Here is an 18527-nt window from a genome sequence, read left to right on the forward strand (position 1 = left end):
ATGACTCGGGGCTTTTTTGTTCTCACTTCTCACTTATCACAATATCTTCAATTTCAAGCCATTCATTCCCGCCCTCCAAAACCCCAAATGCGATCTTGCCTTCAGGTGTGAATGCCGCATATTGATTATCGATCCAGATGATGACTCCCAACGGCCGCGAAGCGTTTGGACTCACAGACGACTCAAACACGAGGATATCATCCAGATACCAGACAACGCGCTTCTCGCTCCACTCAAGCCTGTATGCGTGCCATTGAGTGACATCTACTTTTTGGAGTGCAGGAGCTCGTGTGCCCTGTGGGTGCTCCTGCATATTCCAAAGTGAGACTCCATCCTCATCAATCACCTTGCTCAATAATTTTCTGGCAGCCTTGCGGGAGAAAGGAAGAGTTAACCCCGCCAGAATCAACAGCGGATGAAATTTTGGCGAACGAAATGTCTGCGCCATAAACCCATTTGCAGGATATGTAGGGGCAGGCCCTTGTGGCTGCCCTGTTTTCGGTAATTCATTCTTAAACGATAAATAATTTTCCCCCCGACCCAAAAAAAACCAAACTGCATTCAGCGCCGGCAACGGAAATGGACTTCCGCCGAAACCGAGCGATAATCCAAACGGATCATTCCACAGCCCGAAGCCCCATGTCCCAGCGATGGAACTGCTGGAAGTTTTTGCAAGCAGGCTGAGGCTTATAGTCTGATGCGGAAACTTATGCCGTGGGAGTTGGGAATAGTCATCAAGCTGGGCATCCCGATAGTGTAAAGAATCCCCTTTTTGTATTCCCAATCTCCAACCATTTTTTATTTTTTCAACTTTTGCGTTTTGCGTTGCTCTTTCATTCATCCTTCATCATTTATCCTTGCCTATTCACCATCCAAATACCAAACAAAATTACCGCGCCGCCCAAAACGGAGACAAGCGTAATTTGCTCATTCCAAAATAACTGCTGCCACCACCATGCTCGTCAATGGTTCCTAAAGGAAGGCTCCGGTTTGCGCCGCTGGCAGTTGACTGAGTGCATCGAACCATGCGATGTATGCCGGACCAGTGGTGAAGATGCCGAGGAAGATCATCGCGATCCAGCCACGTGAATCAAGCAATGGGATTTCTGTATAACTTTTGTTTGTAAAAAACGCAACGGACGTGATCAACCAGCCAATGGTCATTACCCAAAACGTCATGCGCGTGGACGGATGATTCTTTAATCCGCGCCGTGAGAGGATGGAAAATACTGCCCAGTTGACTGAGCTGATCAGAATAAGATAATCGCCATAGGTGCCAAACTTGCCGCCGGTGAGCGCGGCCAGATCGCCTTTGCTGACCACAGCCAGCACGCCGATCATTGCCAGTGCAATCCCCAGAGATTGAATGAGATTGAGTTTTTCTTTTAAGATCATCCAGCCCAAAATGGCAATGAACGCGGGAGATGTGGAAACGATCCACGCGGTGGTGGTGGCTTGCGCGGTTTGCAATCCATTGGATTGCAGCCATTGATGAAATGAAATTCCTAAAAAGCCGAGCAGTGCAAAATACCACCACTCATTGCCTTTTGGCAATGCAAATTGTTGCGGATAATGACCGCGAAGAGAAGAATTGGAATGCCATCGCAAATCGCAGCCCAGACCACCGCAATGGGGAGATTTGTCCCACGGCGATCTTTGTAGCAATAAAGACGCGCCCCACACGATGATGACCGCGAACAGGGCTTCAAGAAAGGGGAGAAATTTTGTTGTCATGTTTTTTCCTTGGAGGATGTTTATCCATTATAATTGACCTTCGGAGGCAACACTTCATGGAAATTACTTGGTACGGACATTCCTGTTTTCGGCTCACGGAGAGAAATTATGTAACCGTGGTTACCGATCCATTTGACAACAAAGTTGTCGGCTATGATGCGTTAAAACTAAAGGCTGAGATCGTTACCATCAGCCACGATGCGCCCGGCCACAACAACAGCGATGCGGTCAAAGGCAGCACACACGTGCTCACCGGCGCTGGTGAATTTGAAATTGGCGGCGTATTTATCACGGCAGTTCAAACAGACAGCGGCAAAAAATCGAAAGACAGAGTCCGCAATACGGTTTATGTCTTTGATTATGACGGCATCACCGTTGCTCATCTTGGCGATTTACAACAGATCCCCACCCAAAGCGAGATCGAACTGCTCGGCACTGTCAACGTGGCGCTTGTGCCCGTCGGCGGCGGCTCCAGCCTCAACGCTGCGAAAGCCGCGGAAGTTGTCAGCATGTTGGAACCCAACCTGGTCATCCCAATGCACTATTCAACGCCAGATTCAAAGATCAAACTGGACGAGATCAATAAGTTCATTAAGGAAATGGGTTTAAGCAAGCAGGATGCACAGCCTTCTCTTAAGGTCACACGTTCCAGTCTGCCCGCAGAAACACACGTGATTGTTTTGGACTATCAAAAGGGTTAAATAAAATGTCGGTCAAAGTACTCATGACCTGGGATATCGCTCCCGAGCGCGATCAGGAATATTTCGAATTCGTTATCGGTGAATTTGTGCCCGGAGTGCAAAGGCTTGGCTTGCAGCCCGCCGAAGCATGGGCTACCATTTATGGTTCCTATCCGCAGATTCAAGTCGGCTTGCTCGCCTCAGACCTGCCCCAGGCGCGCCGCATCCTTGCCTCGGCAGATTGGGCGCTTTTGCAGGAACGTCTCTTTGGCTATGTAAAAAACTATTCATATAAGATCGTTCCTGTTCGCGGCGGATTTCAATTTTAAGGTATCTTCCAAACGTTCTTTAGCTCACAGATGAATTCAAAGACTCTTAAAAATTCCTATTCATATCTCTGGCCGTGGTTTTTCCTTACCACGGCCTTTGAGTCTCTACTTGCAACCCTTCTGCTTGCCCTTGTCCCATCTGAGAGCGGACTTTCCCCTGCCCGCCTTGGCTTGCTTGCAATTCCTGCTTTCTTCTTTATTGCAGGAATTTATCTGGGATTCCTCGCCCGCCGCGACTCTGCCCGATTTGACTCACTTGCCCGCACGCCTTTCATACTTTCCTCAACGTTTCTTTTCTTAATCTCAAGCCTGACTCTGTTTCTGCTGCGTTATCTCAACCCTGAGAGATTCCTGCCATATTACGAACGTCTCAGTCCATTGCTTTGGATTCTCTTTATCATCGGGTTTCAATCGGTCATTTTTCTCACCCTTATAAAAAACGGACTTCACCCGCAGGAAGTTTCAAAGCGCAAACCAATTTATCTTTCCGCCCTTGCCGCCTTCTGCCTTTTGTTTTCCGTCTTCATCTTCATTACAATTACCAAACTCGGCATCACACCCGACACTGCCTATTGGGGAGAACCCGGCGTAGCCATTATTGGCTGGCAATTTATCCTCTCCATTTTCATCGGCTTTCTCATCCTTCTTCTGTCCGCCCTCCGCCTCCTGCCTTCTGCTTTCGATTCCCCATCTTCCGCCTTTCGTATCTTCATCCCTCTCGCCATCTACCTCACCGCCTGCATCCTTTGGCTCAGTGTCCCCGTGGATGTGTTGAAGAATAGCTTTTACGCGCCAATCACTCAGCCAGTGAATATGGCGCTTCCCTACTCAGACGCGGGCTTTTACGATTACCTCTCACAAAGTTTAACCATCGGCACAGACTATCTTGGCGGCATTCCACCCCGTCCGCTGTATGTGCTATTTCTTGCCATCCTGCATTTTCTCTTCGGACAAAATTACCCCGCCATCATCACCGCGCAGACTTTAGTCCTCGCGCTTTTTCCAGTGACTTTATATTTCCTTGCAAAGAAGTTACATACTCCGGCCGCCGGCGTGACCGTTGCCCTATTCGCCATTTTCCGTGAACTGGTCAGCTTATGGATTTCATCCAATACCCGTGTGGCAAATTCCAAAATATTTACTACAGATTTCCCCACTGCCATGGCGTTGGTCATTCTTTGTCTGGTCTTCATCTGGTGGCTTGAGCGGCGTGACTTAAAGTCCACGCTGACGGCCGGCGGATTCTTTGGTCTGGTGCTTTTGTTCCGCACACAATCTCTGCTTGTCTTACCCGTGGTATTTATTTTGGCATGGTTTGCCTATCAACGCAAAACAAAAGATTGGATCATGGCCGGCGTGATCTTTGCCGCCGCAATGATATTAACCGTCCTCCCGTGGCTGACGCATAACTACACCGTGGTGGGACAATTTTCATTTGACGATCCCCGCCAAACGGCCATCATTTACAGTCAATATTCCTTTACCGGAAATTTAGATATTAGTCAATTTGACCCCGCCAAACAAAGTGTGGGGGATCGCATTATTTCATTCACACTTGAAAACCCCGCCTATGTGGCTGGATTTATTACCACACACATTCTAAATACCGAGATCGGCGGCTTGCTCGCGCTGCCGCTCATCGAAGATTTTGAAGGATTATCTGCACCGGTAAATCTATACTGGGTCACATGGGACGGAACTCTCGCCTGGTACAACCTTGCATTGCTCATCATCTATCTCGTCATCATCGCCGTTGGATTTGGTTCCGCATGGCGCCGCGCAACCTGGATCGGTTTACTGCCTCTCGCAGTTAATTTGGGGTATACCCTTGCGAACGGCATTTCACGTTTCTCCAGTTGGCGCTACAACCTGCCCGTGGATTGGGTCATTTATTTCTACTTTGCCATCGGCATAATCGAAATTCTCGGCGGGGTCACTCTTTTATTTGGCGCGAAAGTTGAGAAAATTTTCCCAGCCGCTATTCAACCAGAAACAAAACCCGTTACGTTTCAAGATTTCCGCCCGCGTTATATTTTCATCATCATGGCTTTTATGTTGACAGGCGCGCTTCCGTGGTTTGCAAAAGGATTGGTGCAGCCTCGTTACACTGCTTCACAAGTTGAGTTGATCGCAAAACTTGAATCAAACGGTTACGATAATAAAGAAATACAAACTTTCCTTGCACAACCAGAAGCAGTTCTGCTCGAAGGCCGTTTGTTATATCCACGCCTATATCATCGTGATGAAGGCATGGCTTCGGCCAACCCGTGGCCCGCATATCAGATCAGAGATTTTTCACGCATCGGTTCCATTTTGCTCAACAACAAACGCAGCGATTTAATTTTTCTTACAAAAGAAGCGCTAAACTTCCCGCAAGGCGCCGATGCAATTATCCTCGCCTGTCAAAACGATAGCTATCTCGAAGTCCGTCTTATCGATTTTGGCTCACACTCATATCAGAGCACGCCTCTCGCCGACCCCTCTTCTATAACTTAAACCTAATGACTACACTTTCCCGCCTCCTCCTTGACTGGTATCACCAACACGGGCGGACCTCCATGCCTTGGCGCAATCACCCCGATCCCTACGCGGTTTGGGTTTCTGAGATCATGCTCCAACAAACACGCGTGGAAACCGTGATTCCATACTTTGAAAAATGGATGAACTTATTTCCAAGCGTGAATGCATTGGCAAATTCATCAGAGCAGGATATCTTAAACGCCTGGGAGGGACTTGGCTATTACAGCCGCGCCCGCAATTTGCATAAAGCTGCAAAGATAGTCGCATCAAAATTTAACGGGGAGCTGCCTCGCGATCTGACAGAGTTACGCAGTCTGCCGGGGATCGGCCGCTACACCGTGGGCGCCATTGCATCCATGGCTTTCGGTATGGACGAGCCCACTTTAGACGGCAATCTGCGCCGTGTCTTTTACCGTTTATTTGACGTGGACATCTTCGCAGATTCGCCCGCCGGCGAAAAAATATTATGGGATCTGGCCGCGCAAAATTTACCCAAAGGACAGGCCGGCGATTACAACCAGGCGCTGATGGATCTGGGTTCAATGATTTGCACCCCAAAGAATCCACGCTGTTTGCTTTGCCCACTGATGAAAATCTGTGAAGCACGTCAACATGGGACTCAGGAATTGCTCCCTGTTTTGAAACCGAAAAAAGTTGTTCCGCAATATGTCCACGCGGCGGCGGTCATTGTTCAGCGCGGACGAGTACTGCTGGCGCAGCGTCCGCTTGATGGTTTACTCGGTGGTATGTGGGAATTCCCGAATGCCAGAGTCAACGCCGACCCTGCCAAAGAGCTGACGAAAGTCCTTAACGCCGCATACAGGCTCAAGGTCCCACGAAAGAAAAAGATGCGCTGGGTATCATCCAACACGCGTATACTCATTTCAAGGTCACTGTCCATGCTTATCGTTGCGAGGCTGTTTCAATCCCAAAAAGTAAAGATTTGAAATGGGTAAAAATAACCGACCTGAACGATTACCCAATGGGGAAGGTAGATCGGCAGATCGCACTTAAAATAAAATGACCGCCTCGTTACGAGACGGTCATTTTTATATTATGCCTTGCTCAATGTGACAAATACCATTGGCCTGCGTTTCGTTTCCTGATGCAGATAACTCTTGATGGTATTGATGATGTCTTTTTCGCTGCTCATCCCGCCACCGTTGACTGCTTGCATCACACGTTTGCGGACTTCGGGCAGAAGCGTTTCTGCTTCTTCAGGAGAGACAAATCCACGGGTGAGGATCTCAGGGTCGTGGAGTAATTTGCCTGAGCGTTTATCGAGACTGATGTCGATCGACAGAATGCCGTTGCGGGCCAGTTGACCACGTTCCTTCATAATGTCGTGATCAATATCGCCGATCGATTCACCATCCACAAATACATAGCCGCCGGGGATGCGCTCGCCAAGTTGGATTTTGTTGCCGATCAATTCAACAACCTGACCATTCTCAACGACAATTGTGTTTTCTTCTTCAACGCCTACTTCAACTGCCAATTGAGCATGGCGTTTTAACATACGCAACTCGCCATGAATCGGCATAAAGTGTTTCGGGCGCACAAGGTTGATAAGCAGTTTTTGTTCTTCCTGCGCCGCATGACCAGAGACATGGATCGGGGCAATATGGTCGTCAATGACATTGGCACCGCGTCGTAAAATGCGGTTGACCGTCTTGCTGATACCTTCTTCATTTCCTGGAATCGGATGTGAGGAAAGTACAACTGTATCATTGGGCTTGAGATCAAATTGACGATTGGTTCCTGCTGAAAGCCTGCCAACAATGGAAGACGGCTCACCTTGCGAACCGGTACACATGATGACCACTTTATGATCCTGTAAATTTAAGGCTTGCTCGATCGGCACGATCAGTTCATCTGGAATTTCCAGATATTTCATCTTGCGGGCGATCTTTACATTATCCACCATACTGGGGCCGGCAATTGCCATTTTACGCCCGCTTTTATCGCGGCGTCGGCAACTTGTTGTACGCGTGAGATCAGCGAGGCAAATGTGGCAACAATGATGCGGCCCTTTGCTTCTGCAAATACTTTATCGAACGCTGGTCCGATGATTTTTTCAGAAGGAGTCCAGCCCGGGCGTTCAGAATTGGTTGAATCAGAGAGCAGCAGGTCTACACCGCGTGCGGCAAACTCTGCAAGTTTTGCAAAATCTGTCGGCCAGCCATCCACCGGGGTATGGTCAAATTTAAAGTCGCTCATATGAACCACCAGCCCTGCGCCCGTGGTGATGCCAAGGGCAACACAATCAGGAATAGAGTGGCTTACGTGAAAATATTCCACTTTGAATTGTCCAATGTTGGAAGATTCGCCGGCTTGAATGGTTTTAAAATGTGCCTTATGTTGTGAATTATTTCGAGACAATTTGCCTTCGATCAATCCACGGGTGAGCGGGGTGGCATAGATCGGCACATTGATCTGTTCAATAAAATGCTGAATTGCACCGATATGATCCTCATGTCCGTGGGTAATGATCAGCCCGCGTACACGATCTGCTTTTTTGATCAAATAATCAAAATCGGGGATGATGTAATCCACCCCGAGCATGTCATTCTGCGGGAACATAATCCCGGCATCGACAACGATGATTTCGCCCGCGTACTCGTAGGCCATCATATTCTTTCCCACTTCGCCCAGGCCCCCGAGCGGGATAATTCTTAACTTGTTTTTCTTACTCATTTTTTTTGGTTTCCTTTTTAATTTAAATTAAATAATAATTTCACCGCCATGGGCGGGTAAGGTCAATTTTGTAGGGCGAAGATTGTTAGTAACGAACTCGACATAAAAAAAGACCCCTGCCGACTTGTTCGCGAGGGGGGTATTCGTGCCACGTTGCGATTGTTCTCAAAACAAACTGTCATAATTGCGACAGTGAAAGTCAACTTAATTAGTATGAGTATAGCAGGGCGGAGGTGATTTGTCAAAGCGGATATGACGCCTCATGCCGCCCTGTACCCTGCTTCTGTCTTCGTTTACTTTCTCCGGCTCTGACGTTTCTGCCGTTCGAGCATAATATTGAAGTGCATCTGCTTCTCGCGGATCATCTTTTGAATGCGGCTGCGGTCCTTTTCTTCATAGGTCGTCGTCAGCCTTTCCTTGAGCGCGGCGATCTCATTTAATAGATCAACTTCCGCCGAGACCATTCCTGCATTTTTTAACATCGAATGTGCCATGCGTAATTCTTCGGGCGTTTCAAAATACGCGCTCAGATCGATCGGCTTGCCTTTGCCTTTCAAATTATCAAAATCTCCGCGTTCCTGTGCCTCGCGGATAATGGCCTCGACTGCTTTTTCAAGACTCATAGCTTTTCTCCATTATCTTTAATTCTATTATAAAAATTGACAATCCGCGTTAACTCTTGTAAACTTCTTCAATGGACATAGACCTCGACCTTTACCGACACGAAATACAGAGTCTCCTCCGATCCGCTTGTGCGCCTCTCGGCTGTTGATATTTCCCCCGAGCGCCCCGAGCGGACTTTTGTTTTTATCCACGGCTTTGGCGGACAGGCAATGCAGTGGCAATATCAACTGCATAAATTTGCCTTGAAGAATCGCGTTATCGCACTGGATATGCGCGGACATGGACTCTCCGACAAGCCATCCACCGGCTACGACATGCCCCGCATCCAACTGGACCTGGAAACTGCTCTCGATCTATTGAAAGTTTCCACGCCTATAGTTTTGGTGGGACACTCCTTCGGCGGCGCTATCGCCACTGAATTTGCTGTCAATCATCCCAAACGTGTCGAACGCTTGATCATGATTGCAACTGCGGGTGAGTTTAAATTAAATCCACTTTTTAAACTTGGATTACACCTTCCAACCTGGTCGCTGCGTGTGATCGAACCGCTTACCAGCCAATGGCTTTCCGGTCCGCCGCATGCTTTGAAACCTTTTTATCTTGATAATCTGTCGCAGTGGGTGGGCTGGGAAAAATTTGCGAAATTGAATGTCCCCACCCTCGTCATCCGTGGACATCGTGATGCGGTTTTCGAAAAACCACTCTTCGAGAAGGTGGCCGGATCCATCGTCGGCGCTGACGAAGAAGATATCGGCGTATCAGGCCACATGGTCATGTTGGAGCGCCGCGATGCGGTCAACCGGGCGATCACACGTTTCCTCGGCGGTGAATCCAAAAAATCATGGCGTGATGATTCGTTTATCAAAGTCAAACCAGAGCGTGATGAACTTTCGGTGGAACGTCCGTGGTTGAAACATTATGAAGAAGGCGTGCCCTACACGATCGGCATTCCGCGCATTCCATTGCATCATCTTTTGCGTTCGGCAGTGCGCCGCTACCCGAACCGCGCCGCGATCTATTTTGAAGGCGCAAGTCTTTCCTATCGAAAACTAAACCATGAAGCCAATCGTTTTGCCAATGCACTAACCGCCATGGGAATTGGCAAAGGCTCTAGCGGACTTCCCCTGCTGGTATTAACCGATGCCGGCGAATATCTCTCTCCCTTCAAGCGCCTGATCTCACGCTGGCGCAACCGCGGACTGAACGTAGCAGGCGCGATGCACTTCCGCCGCTGGATCTCCGGTCAGAGTGCTCAATCGCCAACTGTAGATGTTATCCCTGAAGATATGGCTGTAATCCAATTTACAGGCGGCACAACCGGCGATGCAAAAGGTGTGATGCTCTCACATCGCAATCTGGTTGCCAATGCCTTACAGACCCGTCACTGGCTGCCGAAAGCCGAAGAAGGCCGTGAACGTTTCCTGTGCGCGATTCCCTTCTCGCATAGTTATGGACTCACAACCTCTTTGAATGTGCCCGTTTCGCTTGGCGCATCCTTGATCTTAAAACCGCAATTTCAGATCAAGGATATTCTTAAGACGATCAAAAAATATAAGCCAACTATTTTCACCGGCGTGCCCAATATGTATAACGCCATCAGTAATTTTCGCGGTGTGCGTAAATATGGAATCAACTCGATCAAGGCTTGTATCAGCGGTTCTGCACCTTTGCATGTAGAAGTGCAGGAATCATTTGAGAAGCTCACCAAAGGCAAACTCGTGGAAGGCTATGGATTAACCGAAGCCTCACCAGTCACTCATGCCAATCCGCTAAGCGGCAGCCGCAAGGTGGGCACGATCGGCATTCCGCTTCCATCCACGCAAGCTGCAGTGGTCGATCTCGCCCGCGGACGTAAGGAAGTGGAACCTGGTCAGATCGGCGAACTGGCGATCCGTGGTCCGCAGGTAATGATGGGCTATTGGAAGAACGAAGAAGCCACACGGGAAGTCCTCATGGATGATGGATGGCTCTTAACCGGTGATGTGGCGCAAATGGATGAAGACGGATATTTCCGCATCATCGCGCGCAAAGCCGACATGTGGTATCCCAATAAACCCGGCAAACCCGCCTTCCCGCGTGATGTGGAAGAAGTGATCTATGAAATTCCACAGATCAAGGAAGTAGCCGTTGTGGCTGTGGCGGGCCATCCCTTTGCCTTTGTCATCGCCGGCCGCGAACGCCCCACACCGGATGCGGTTCTCGCCTATTGCAAACGCCGCCTGCCCCCGGAACTTGTTCCACGCTTTGTGATCTTTATGGATGATTTCCCGCGATCCTTTATCGGCAAGGTCTTAAGGCGCGAGCTGGCAAAACGCTACGGAAAACAAATCGCTGGAGAATAACAAGCAAGGATGAAGGATAAATGATGAAGGATGAAGTCTTAACAATGAGCGGGGTTCTTGAAAATTCGCAGCATGTAAATTTTGTAAAACAGGGCGAAGGCGCGCCGGTCATTCTTACACATGGACTGGCCGCTTCCCTGCACGATTGGGATGATCTTCTTCCGGAATTAGCCGCTTCAGGCTATGCAGGGTACGCGCTGGATCTGTTCGGTCATGGTGAAAGCTATAAACCTGCTGACCATCATGAATATACATTCGATGCGGTCTTTGATTATTTCGTCGCGTGGATCGATTCTCTGCAAATCAATGAGCCGATGATTCTTGTCGGTCATTCACTGGGTGGGGGATTGTCTTTGCAATATACATTGCGTTATCCCGAGCGGGTGCGCGCGCTGGTATTGGTTAATCCATTCTATGATATTCAGCAACTTCCGCCTATTTTGCAGCTTGCCTTTCGGTGCAAACTAATTAACACAACTTTGATCGACCGTACGCCCTATCGCCTCTTCCGTTTTTTTGTGGACATGACCAGCTTCAACTTTTATATCGGCAATCGCGAGACTCATATTCTGCCGGACTCTGCTCCTGTGGGGTGGGCGCGACCAAACCCTCGCCCCCGCTTCATTTCCGCGCATTGGAAATATTCTGCCTAATGTGATTGGTACGCATACATTTCCGATCTGCGGACATGTGCCGCATCAATGCCATCCTGAAAAATTTAATCCGCATGTGATGAAGTTTTTGAACAACTTACAGTCTTAAGGACTCACCTTACACCAAAAACGCGGACTAAAGTCTGCAATCTTAATAAAAAATCAGCCTTATCGAAGAAAACTGCGTGACGTGAGTTAGTAATCTGACAGATCGCCACCCTCAAAGAGAATTCGCGAATTCTTTTTTGCGGGTGGATTTTAATCCGAGATACATGGAGATGAACGGAGATATTTTTTATTGCTCTACCGTACATACCCTCAACGTGAATTTAAAAAAATAACTCGCGTTAAAGCTTTTGGCATTTTTCAACATCTAAGTTGTAAACTTTTTTATCTAACCTCAAACTTAAAAAATAATTATGGGGATATTTTAAGAATCCAATGACTAAAGTCCTACTTGTAGGGGAGTAGCATATATGCTAAAATGCCGTCCACATTAGCCATATATACGGGGATGCAGTGCCGAGACGCCCATATCTGGCTATTACATTTGTTCTAACTCTGGAGTAATTTAATGCGTTGTCCGTATTGCAAACACCATGATTCCAAGGTGCTGGATACATCCCACGATAGCCATGGGGGAATCCGCCGCCGCCGCGAGTGCCTGAAGTGCAGGCAGCGCTTTAGCAGCTATGAGCGGCCAATATTGGCAACTCCGCTGTTAATTAAGCAGGATGGTGCGCGCGAGGAATTTGACCGTGAAAAACTGGCACGCGGAATCCGCATTTCCTGCGCCAAAAGGCCTGTTTCCGCGGCGGATATTGAACGCATGATCGGACAGGTGGAAACTCAATTGCAAAAACTCGGGAAAGCCGAGGTTTCTTCACGCATTGTGGGTGATCTGGTGATGGCTACTTTAAAAGAGACAGATCAGATCGCGTATATTCGTTATGCCATTGTGTATCTCGGTTTGGACGATCTACAGTCCATCCGCACAGAAATAGATCAGTTACTCGAAGACTAGGAAATTAAAGACAGAGACACCCTCAAGGGGGGTGGTGTCTTTGTCTTTTTATATCAAACATGTCCATCAAACATATTTATAGGAGAGTAAAAGATGGTTACAAAATTTTCTGAACCCAAAGTAAAGAACGGTTTGCTGCCCACACCGCCCATGGCGAAGGGACTGCCGAAAGGCCAGTTGACCGATAACGCGCGTCAGGTGTTGATGAAGCGTTATGTGCGCCGTGGTGACGATGGCAAGCCCGCAGAGAATGTGGAAGAAATGTTCTGGCGCGTGGCGTATCACGTGGCGAAGGTTGAAGAACAGTGGGGCGCGGATATTCAGAAGCGTACCGTTGAGTATTACCATTTATTGTCTAGCAAGAAATTTTTCCCGAACTCTCCTACTTTTACCGGTGCGGGAACTCCTTTAGGTCAGCTCGCCGCGTGTTTTGTGCTCCCGATCTCCGATGATATGGGACGTCACAGCGCGGGCATTTTCCAGACTTTGCGCGATGCGGCACTGATTCAGCAGACGGGCGGCGGTAACGGTTTTTCATTCTCACGTTTGCGCCCCAAGGGTGCATTAGTTCAAACTTCCGCGGGGCAGGCCACGGGACCAGTCGGATTCTTGCGTGTGTATGACCATGCTTTCGGTGAGATCGCTCAGGGCGGAACACGCCGCGGCGCGAATATGGCTGTGCTGCGTGTGGATCACCCGGATATCGAAGATTTCATTACCTGCAAGATCAATGAGAATCAAATTACCAACTTTAATATTTCGGTGGGTATCACCGATGCGTTCATGGAAGCGGTCAAGAATGATGAAGAGTGGCCTTTGCGCTTCCCCGATATGGATGAGATGAAGCATAAGGGTTTCAGCGGAACGATCGAACAAGCCGAAGCTGCAGGGATTAAGATCCATACATACAAGACCGTCAATGCGCGTGAGTTGTTTAATAAGATCGTGAAGCAGGCGCATCACAATGGTGAACCGGGTATGTTGTTCCTTGATGCCGCCAATCGTGGAAATCCGGTGCCGCATTTGTATCCGCTTGAGGCGACAAACCCGTGCGGCGAACAATGGCTTGGACCGTATGAGAATTGCTGCCTGGGTTCTGTGAATCTCAACGAGCATTGCGGACCCGATCACTCTGTCGATTGGGAAACTTTGCGCCAGTCGGTTGTGACGGCCACTCGTTTCCTGGATGATGTAGTGGAAGCGAATGCGTATGTGCCGGCTGTGGCACAGTTGAAGGAAGCCGCTCATCGCGCGCGTCGTATCGGTCTCGGCATTATGGGACTCGCCGACCTGATGTATCACGCGGGTGTGCGTTATGGTTCGAAGGAAGGTCAGGAGTTTGGCGCGCAGGTGATGGAGTTCGTGCGCTTCCATTCGATGAAGACCAGCGTGGACCTGGCCGAAGAGCGCGGACCTTTCCCCGCCATCGAAGGTTCGATCTACGATATGGACGATATGAAATGGCACGCGCCCAAATCGCTGATGAGCTATCAGAATAACTGGAACAGGCCCGAGGTTAAGTGGGATGCGATCGAGAGCGGTATCAAGAGTCACGGCATTCGTAACGCCGCGCAAACCACAGTGGCCCCAACAGGCACAATCGCCACAGTGGCCGGTTGTGAAGGTTATGGCTGCGAACCCGTTTTCGCGCTGGCTTATATCCGCCACGTCAACGATAACGGCAAGGATCTGAAACTGACCTACGCCAGCCCGCGCTTCGATGAGGCTTTGAAGAAACTCGGCCTCGGTGAAGAGAAGCGTCAGGAAATTGTGGAGCAGGTGATGAACGAAGGCACCTGCCAGAACATCACCGAGATTCCGCAGGCCGTGCGCGATACCTTTGTGGTCTCTGCGGATATCACCGCCGAGGAACACGTGCTCATGCAGGGCGCGCTGCAAGCCTTTGTGGATAACTCGCTTTCGAAGACCGTCAACTTCCATGAGAATGCCACCGAAGAGGATGTTGCCAAAGCCTATATGATGGCCTGGGAACTCGGCTGCAAGGGGATTACCGTGTACGTGACCGGTTCACGCGATGTGGTGGTTCTCGAAACCAAAGCCACTGCGGATAAGAAAGCGCCTCAGACTCAACTGGAAGCTGGTCCTGCTCAACAGACAGTTCCAGCCATGTGGCATGACACCAAGAAGCCGCGACCCAAAGCATTGACCGGCAAAACCTATAACATTGAGACTCCGGTGGGGAAGGCCTTCATCACCATTAACGAAAACGGTGGTGACCAGCCCTTCGAGGCCTTTGTCAATACGGCCAAGGCCGGCTCTGAAATGCGGTCTCCGAGGCCATCGGACGTTTGATCTCGTACATTTTGCGCCTTGCTTCGCCCGTGGCCCCCGTGGACCGTATGCGCGAGGTGGTGCGTCAACTGATCGGCATCGGCGGCGGACGTTCACTCGGCTTCGGTATCAACCGTGTGCGCTCCCTGCCCGACGGCATTGGTCAGGTGCTCGATAACTATCTGCACGAAAAAGACGGCCATGTCGTTGAAGAAATCAAATCCAACGGGAATGGCAACGGACACGATCCCCAGCAACATGCCCCCGTAATGAAGATCGGCGACATCTGCCCCGAGTGCGGCGAAGCCGCCGTAGTGAATGAAGAAGGCTGCCGCAAGTGCTATGCTTGTGGGTTTAGCGAGTGCTAGAAGAAGGTTGGATTTCGGAAGTCTGCATTAAGACATCCATGAAATGAAACCGTCAAAAAAGACTTCCGAAATCTGGTTTGCCGCCAGAAAAACTTCGGAAGTCTTTTTTATTGTCTTAAGATAAAAGCCTTCGATTGCAGACTTCCGAAGTTCAGGTAGCGCGTTAGACTTCGGAAGTCTGCATTAAGACACTTATGAAATGAGTTCGTCAGAAAAGACTTCCGAAGTCTGGTTAGAGGCTAGAAAATCTTGGCGGCAAGCTTTCAATCCCTTACCTAATGCATACCTAACGGGTCGAGATACATGTCAACCCGAATTCAGGCGTGTACGATGGGTTAAGCCCGCTGTGGGGATGTCAGGTCTTGGCTGAAAATCTGGTCCGCTGCTGGAAAACTTCGGAAGTCTTTTTTATTGCCTTAAGATAATGGCACTTGATAGCAGACTTCCGAAGTTCGGGTGCAGGCTTGGATTTCGGAAGTCTGCATTAAGGTGCTTATGAAATAAAACCGTCAAAAAAGACTTCCGAAATCTGGTTAATCGCTAGAAAAGTTTCCGAAGTTTGGGTAATGTTAAATTACTCATCCAATGTGTTTAGGTAACTTCGAATATCATCAGGCAGGTTTCTTGTCTTGAGATATTCCATAACGAGAGCCTTATATTCATCTGGGCTGTCAAAATTGTCTTTGATAAACTCGTTATCAGCCAGCGAGCCGGGGCGTTCCCCAATCCATTCCAGATAATTCGAATAAGGCCAGTCTTTGATGTCTTGAACCAATCCATCCTTAACAGGATTGGCGTGAACATACACACAAAGATTTATAAGGTAACTGTAGGTTTCAATCGGCTTCGCCTTGAACATGCCTTGAAATAATGTACCCACACGTGAATAACGCTCGTTAATTCCCTTGGTGTAGGAAATCAGAAAGTTTTTCATTGCTCGCGAAAAGGGCGTGAGCGGGGATGGGACTTTAGAAGTGTGCTCTGTATCTTTCATCCGTACCACCAGATGATAGTGATTCGGCATTAAGCAATATGCAATGATCGTTGTTACAGGCTGGACGTATTTTTTTAGCCCGCGAAGAAAATATAGATAATTTGTTTCTTCAAAGCAAATTCGCTCGCGATTGTTACCACGATTGTAAATATGATAATACTCATTTGGTACAAAGGGGATAAGTCTGCGTGGCATGACGTCTTCCTTCTATTGGGCTGATTAAAACTGATTTTACTATGGTGCGCTATAAGTGAAGATGCAGTTATCTTAAAATTGATTGACGCAAAAAACGATTAGCTGCCGGAAAGACTTCCGAAGTCTGGATAATCCCCAGATAAATTTTGGAAGCCTTTTTTATTGTCTTAAGGCAATGACTTTTCGCGGCAGACTTTCAAAGTTTAAAGACACTAGATTACTCACCCAATGCAGACCTGACGGGTTCACTTTTACGGGACTATAATTAAGGCGGAGACGATGGGTTACATATGGCGATGCGTTTTTCGCAGCTGATTGTTTATTGATCATCTGGAGAATATATGTTGAAGATGAACGAAGAAATCGAAATTGATGAGTTCGCATCCTGGTTGATAATTATCTTCATCACACTGTTTGGGGGAGGGCTGCGGGTTTTACTGCTCGCCAATAAAGGAATGTGGTTGGATGAAACATTCAGCGTATGGCTTGCCGGCCACAGTGTTGTAGATATGCTGCAATGGACAGTCAGGATTGACCCACATCCACCCCTTTATTATCTCCTGCTCCATTACTGGATGGCATACAACGGGGATTCGCCTTTTTACGTCCGTCTGTTTTCTGTACTATTCGGTGCAGGCACGATCCCGATTATTTACCTGATCGGCAAACGCATATCAGGTGATGTGGTGGGATTGGCCGCAGCAGTGTTACTGGCTCTTTCACCTTTCCACATCTACTATGCCCAGGAAGCGCGTATGTACACCTTCCTGACGTTCAATGCAGCCGTGGCGATCTATGCACTGGTCAGGCTGTTGACAGATTCGCGTTCCGTCATGCCCATCGGCAGTCAGTTTCGGGAATATCTGCATGCCTGGCGTACATTAGGTCCGCCTGAACCAAATACCAGAATAAATTTCAGTTATGAGTATGAAACTCGCGATTACACCGGATGGAGAGGCTGGATTTACGGTCATCGTTGGAGTCATATCCAGACCATTGAAACTGACCTCGCCTGGATTGTATTTATCGTATTCTCGGCTGCGACCCTGCTCAGCCACAATACGGCTGTCCTTTTTCTTTTGGCAACCAATATCTTCGTTCTTGGTCTCATGCTTTTTCAAAGAATAAACAGATCAGGATCCCCGACCGCTTTACAGGCGCCCTCTTTTGCGAACTGGGTCAAGGCTCAGATTGGCATCTTCCTACTCTGGAGTCCATGGATATTTGGCTTTATCCGGCAAGCCAGCCGAGTTTATCAGGAGTTTTGGATTCCGAAACCAGATTGGGACACTGTTACCGAGACGCTTCGAGCCTTATTGAATCCATTGGCGCAAGGTCAAATCCACCTGGTCATGACGAGGATCATGTGCGCGTTGCTTTGCTTCGGGCTGGTGTATTACCGGAAAAAACTTTCGATATTCTTATTTCTGGCTGCCCTGTTCGCCATCCCCTTCCTGGGTGAGTTGATCGTGAGCATCTGGCGGCCCATTTTTAGCGGTCATACGCTGATCTGGCTAACAATCCCATTGTTCCTGGTACTGGCGGCTGGTATCGCTCAATTAAGATTTCGTTTTCTTATGGTTGTGGCGCTGTTGATGTTAGGCATAAACTATATATCTTCCACCGGCGATTATTTTCGGTTTGTGGAAAAAGAGGATTGGAGCACCCCTGCGGGTTATGTCGCTAAATTCGCTGAAAAGGATGATTTGGTCCTTTTCAACTCCAACTTTGTGATAATCCCATTCAACTATTATTTTAAACAATATGAAGACCTGTATTCCATCCAGGTAAAGAAACAAGGGCTTCCTCTGGATCTGTTCGATAGCGGTATCCTCGAACCCAAGATGACAACGAAGGATATCCCCGGCTTAATTTCATTGTTGAACGGTCATAACAGAGTCTGGCTGGTTTACAGCCATGACTCGTATACTGATCCCATGGGGCTCATCCCGCAAACCCTTGCATCGACAATGAAATTACTTCGGACGCGCGATTTTTATGACGGGCAGGTCCAACTATATATAACTCCCTAAGCCTGATTTCTACTTATTCTCTCGTTTATGACGTGTTGTAGA

The 18527-nt window shown here is 48.6% G+C and carries 16 protein-coding genes and 1 pseudogene; 11 read left to right on the forward strand and 6 right to left on the reverse strand.

Annotation, left to right across the window (positions count from 1 at the left end; translation table 11 throughout):
- Positions 1-22: 22 nt before the first annotated feature.
- Both IPL71_RS07650 and IPL71_RS07655 read right to left on the reverse strand, forming a co-directional pair.
- The gene (locus IPL71_RS07650) at positions 23-841 is read right to left on the reverse strand and encodes a hypothetical protein (protein ID WP_345320397.1); all 819 of its coding nucleotides are present in this window, start codon (positions 839-841) and stop codon (positions 23-25) included.
- A gap of 131 nt (positions 842-972) precedes the next feature.
- Positions 973-1734: a DMT family transporter gene (locus IPL71_RS07655; RefSeq protein ID WP_345320398.1), complete on the reverse strand. Its 762-nt coding sequence runs from the start codon at positions 1732-1734 to the stop codon at positions 973-975.
- Between the two features lie 56 nt (positions 1735-1790).
- Between IPL71_RS07655 and IPL71_RS07660 the strand changes: the two genes are divergently transcribed.
- The 5 genes and pseudogenes from IPL71_RS07660 (at position 1791) to IPL71_RS25825 (ending at position 6287) form a co-directional block, all read left to right on the forward strand.
- Positions 1791-2435, forward strand: coding sequence for an MBL fold metallo-hydrolase (locus IPL71_RS07660; RefSeq protein WP_345320399.1), 645 nt, complete (start codon positions 1791-1793; stop codon positions 2433-2435).
- Positions 2436-2458: 23 nt separating this feature from the next.
- Positions 2459-2743: a hypothetical protein gene (locus IPL71_RS07665; protein ID WP_345320401.1), complete on the forward strand. Its 285-nt coding sequence runs from the start codon at positions 2459-2461 to the stop codon at positions 2741-2743.
- A gap of 30 nt (positions 2744-2773) precedes the next feature.
- On the forward strand, positions 2774-5239 hold the full coding sequence (locus IPL71_RS07670) for a glycosyltransferase family 39 protein (RefSeq protein ID WP_345320403.1): 2466 nt from the start codon (positions 2774-2776) through the stop codon (positions 5237-5239).
- A gap of 62 nt (positions 5240-5301) precedes the next feature.
- Positions 5302-6006: pseudogene (mutY, locus tag IPL71_RS07675) on the forward strand (A/G-specific adenine glycosylase); the annotation flags it as partial.
- 119 nt (positions 6007-6125) lie between these two features.
- Positions 6126-6287: an NUDIX domain-containing protein gene (locus IPL71_RS25825; RefSeq protein ID WP_514130755.1), complete on the forward strand. Its 162-nt coding sequence runs from the start codon at positions 6126-6128 to the stop codon at positions 6285-6287.
- Positions 6288-6317: 30 nt separating this feature from the next.
- Here IPL71_RS25825 and IPL71_RS07680 read toward each other — a convergent pair whose 3' ends face one another.
- The 3 genes from IPL71_RS07680 to IPL71_RS07690 form a co-directional block, all read right to left on the reverse strand.
- Positions 6318-7211 (reverse strand): ribonuclease J, encoded by an 894-nt coding sequence (locus IPL71_RS07680; protein WP_345320407.1) that lies wholly within the window; start codon positions 7209-7211, stop codon positions 6318-6320.
- On the reverse strand, positions 7175-7960 hold the full coding sequence (locus IPL71_RS07685; protein WP_345320409.1) for a ribonuclease J: 786 nt from the start codon (positions 7958-7960) through the stop codon (positions 7175-7177). The genes IPL71_RS07680 and IPL71_RS07685 overlap by 37 nt, the downstream gene beginning before the upstream one ends.
- A gap of 293 nt (positions 7961-8253) precedes the next feature.
- A complete protein-coding gene (locus tag IPL71_RS07690; RefSeq protein ID WP_345320411.1) occupies positions 8254-8583 on the reverse strand; it encodes a DnaJ family domain-containing protein in 330 nt (109 codons plus the stop codon).
- Positions 8584-8712: 129 nt separating this feature from the next.
- On the opposite strand from IPL71_RS07690, the gene IPL71_RS07695 reads away from it, so the two are divergent.
- The 5 genes from IPL71_RS07695 (at position 8713) to IPL71_RS07715 (ending at position 15263) form a co-directional block, all read left to right on the forward strand.
- On the forward strand, positions 8713-10926 hold the full coding sequence (locus tag IPL71_RS07695; RefSeq protein WP_345320413.1) for an alpha/beta fold hydrolase: 2214 nt from the start codon (positions 8713-8715) through the stop codon (positions 10924-10926).
- Between the two features lie 20 nt (positions 10927-10946).
- Positions 10947-11579 (forward strand): alpha/beta fold hydrolase, encoded by a 633-nt coding sequence (locus IPL71_RS07700; protein WP_345320414.1) that lies wholly within the window; start codon positions 10947-10949, stop codon positions 11577-11579.
- Positions 11580-12153: 574 nt separating this feature from the next.
- Positions 12154-12603 carry a transcriptional regulator NrdR gene (gene nrdR, locus IPL71_RS07705; RefSeq protein ID WP_345320416.1) on the forward strand — a complete coding sequence of 150 codons (450 nt, stop codon included), beginning with the start codon at positions 12154-12156 and terminating at the stop codon, positions 12601-12603.
- Between the two features lie 93 nt (positions 12604-12696).
- Positions 12697-14916, forward strand: a complete 2220-nt coding sequence (locus tag IPL71_RS07710; protein WP_345320418.1) for an adenosylcobalamin-dependent ribonucleoside-diphosphate reductase — start codon at positions 12697-12699, stop codon at positions 14914-14916.
- Positions 14913-15263, forward strand: coding sequence for a hypothetical protein (locus IPL71_RS07715; RefSeq protein ID WP_345320420.1), 351 nt, complete (start codon positions 14913-14915; stop codon positions 15261-15263). Before IPL71_RS07710 ends, IPL71_RS07715 begins: the two co-directional genes overlap by 4 nt.
- Before the next feature lie 574 nt (positions 15264-15837).
- Here the strand turns inward: IPL71_RS07715 and IPL71_RS07720 are convergent.
- Positions 15838-16452 carry a transposase gene (locus IPL71_RS07720; protein WP_345320422.1) on the reverse strand — a complete coding sequence of 205 codons (615 nt, stop codon included), beginning with the start codon at positions 16450-16452 and terminating at the stop codon, positions 15838-15840.
- A gap of 341 nt (positions 16453-16793) precedes the next feature.
- Between IPL71_RS07720 and IPL71_RS07725 the strand changes: the two genes are divergently transcribed.
- Positions 16794-18485: a glycosyltransferase family 39 protein gene (locus tag IPL71_RS07725; RefSeq protein ID WP_345320424.1), complete on the forward strand. Its 1692-nt coding sequence runs from the start codon at positions 16794-16796 to the stop codon at positions 18483-18485.
- The last annotated feature ends 42 nt before the right edge of the window (positions 18486-18527 follow it).

This window comes from Candidatus Villigracilis proximus (assembly GCF_016717045.1).
GTDB lineage: Bacteria > Chloroflexota > Anaerolineae > Anaerolineales > Villigracilaceae > Villigracilis > Villigracilis proximus.

Bases quoted from the DNA above. Each gene is read 5' to 3' on its own strand.
- IPL71_RS07650 (WP_345320397.1), bottom strand. From the start codon at position 841: ATGAATGAAAGAGCAACGCAAAACGCAAAAGTTGAAAAAATAAAAAAT.
- IPL71_RS07655 (WP_345320398.1), bottom strand. From the start codon at position 1,734: ATGACAACAAAATTTCTCCCCTTTCTTGAAGCCCTGTTCGCGGTCATC.
- IPL71_RS07660 (WP_345320399.1), top strand. From the start codon at position 1,791: ATGGAAATTACTTGGTACGGACATTCCTGTTTTCGGCTCACGGAGAGA.
- IPL71_RS07665 (WP_345320401.1), top strand. From the start codon at position 2,459: ATGACCTGGGATATCGCTCCCGAGCGCGATCAGGAATATTTCGAATTC.
- IPL71_RS07670 (WP_345320403.1), top strand. From the start codon at position 2,774: ATGAATTCAAAGACTCTTAAAAATTCCTATTCATATCTCTGGCCGTGG.
- IPL71_RS07680 (WP_345320407.1), bottom strand. From the start codon at position 7,211: ATGGCAATTGCCGGCCCCAGTATGGTGGATAATGTAAAGATCGCCCGC.
- IPL71_RS07685 (WP_345320409.1), bottom strand. From the start codon at position 7,960: ATGAGTAAGAAAAACAAGTTAAGAATTATCCCGCTCGGGGGCCTGGGC.
- IPL71_RS07690 (WP_345320411.1), bottom strand. From the start codon at position 8,583: ATGAGTCTTGAAAAAGCAGTCGAGGCCATTATCCGCGAGGCACAGGAA.
- IPL71_RS07700 (WP_345320414.1), top strand. From the start codon at position 10,947: ATGATGAAGGATGAAGTCTTAACAATGAGCGGGGTTCTTGAAAATTCG.
- nrdR (WP_345320416.1), top strand. From the start codon at position 12,154: ATGCGTTGTCCGTATTGCAAACACCATGATTCCAAGGTGCTGGATACA.
- IPL71_RS07710 (WP_345320418.1), top strand. From the start codon at position 12,697: ATGGTTACAAAATTTTCTGAACCCAAAGTAAAGAACGGTTTGCTGCCC.
- IPL71_RS07720 (WP_345320422.1), bottom strand. From the start codon at position 16,452: ATGCCACGCAGACTTATCCCCTTTGTACCAAATGAGTATTATCATATT.
- IPL71_RS07725 (WP_345320424.1), top strand. From the start codon at position 16,794: ATGTTGAAGATGAACGAAGAAATCGAAATTGATGAGTTCGCATCCTGG.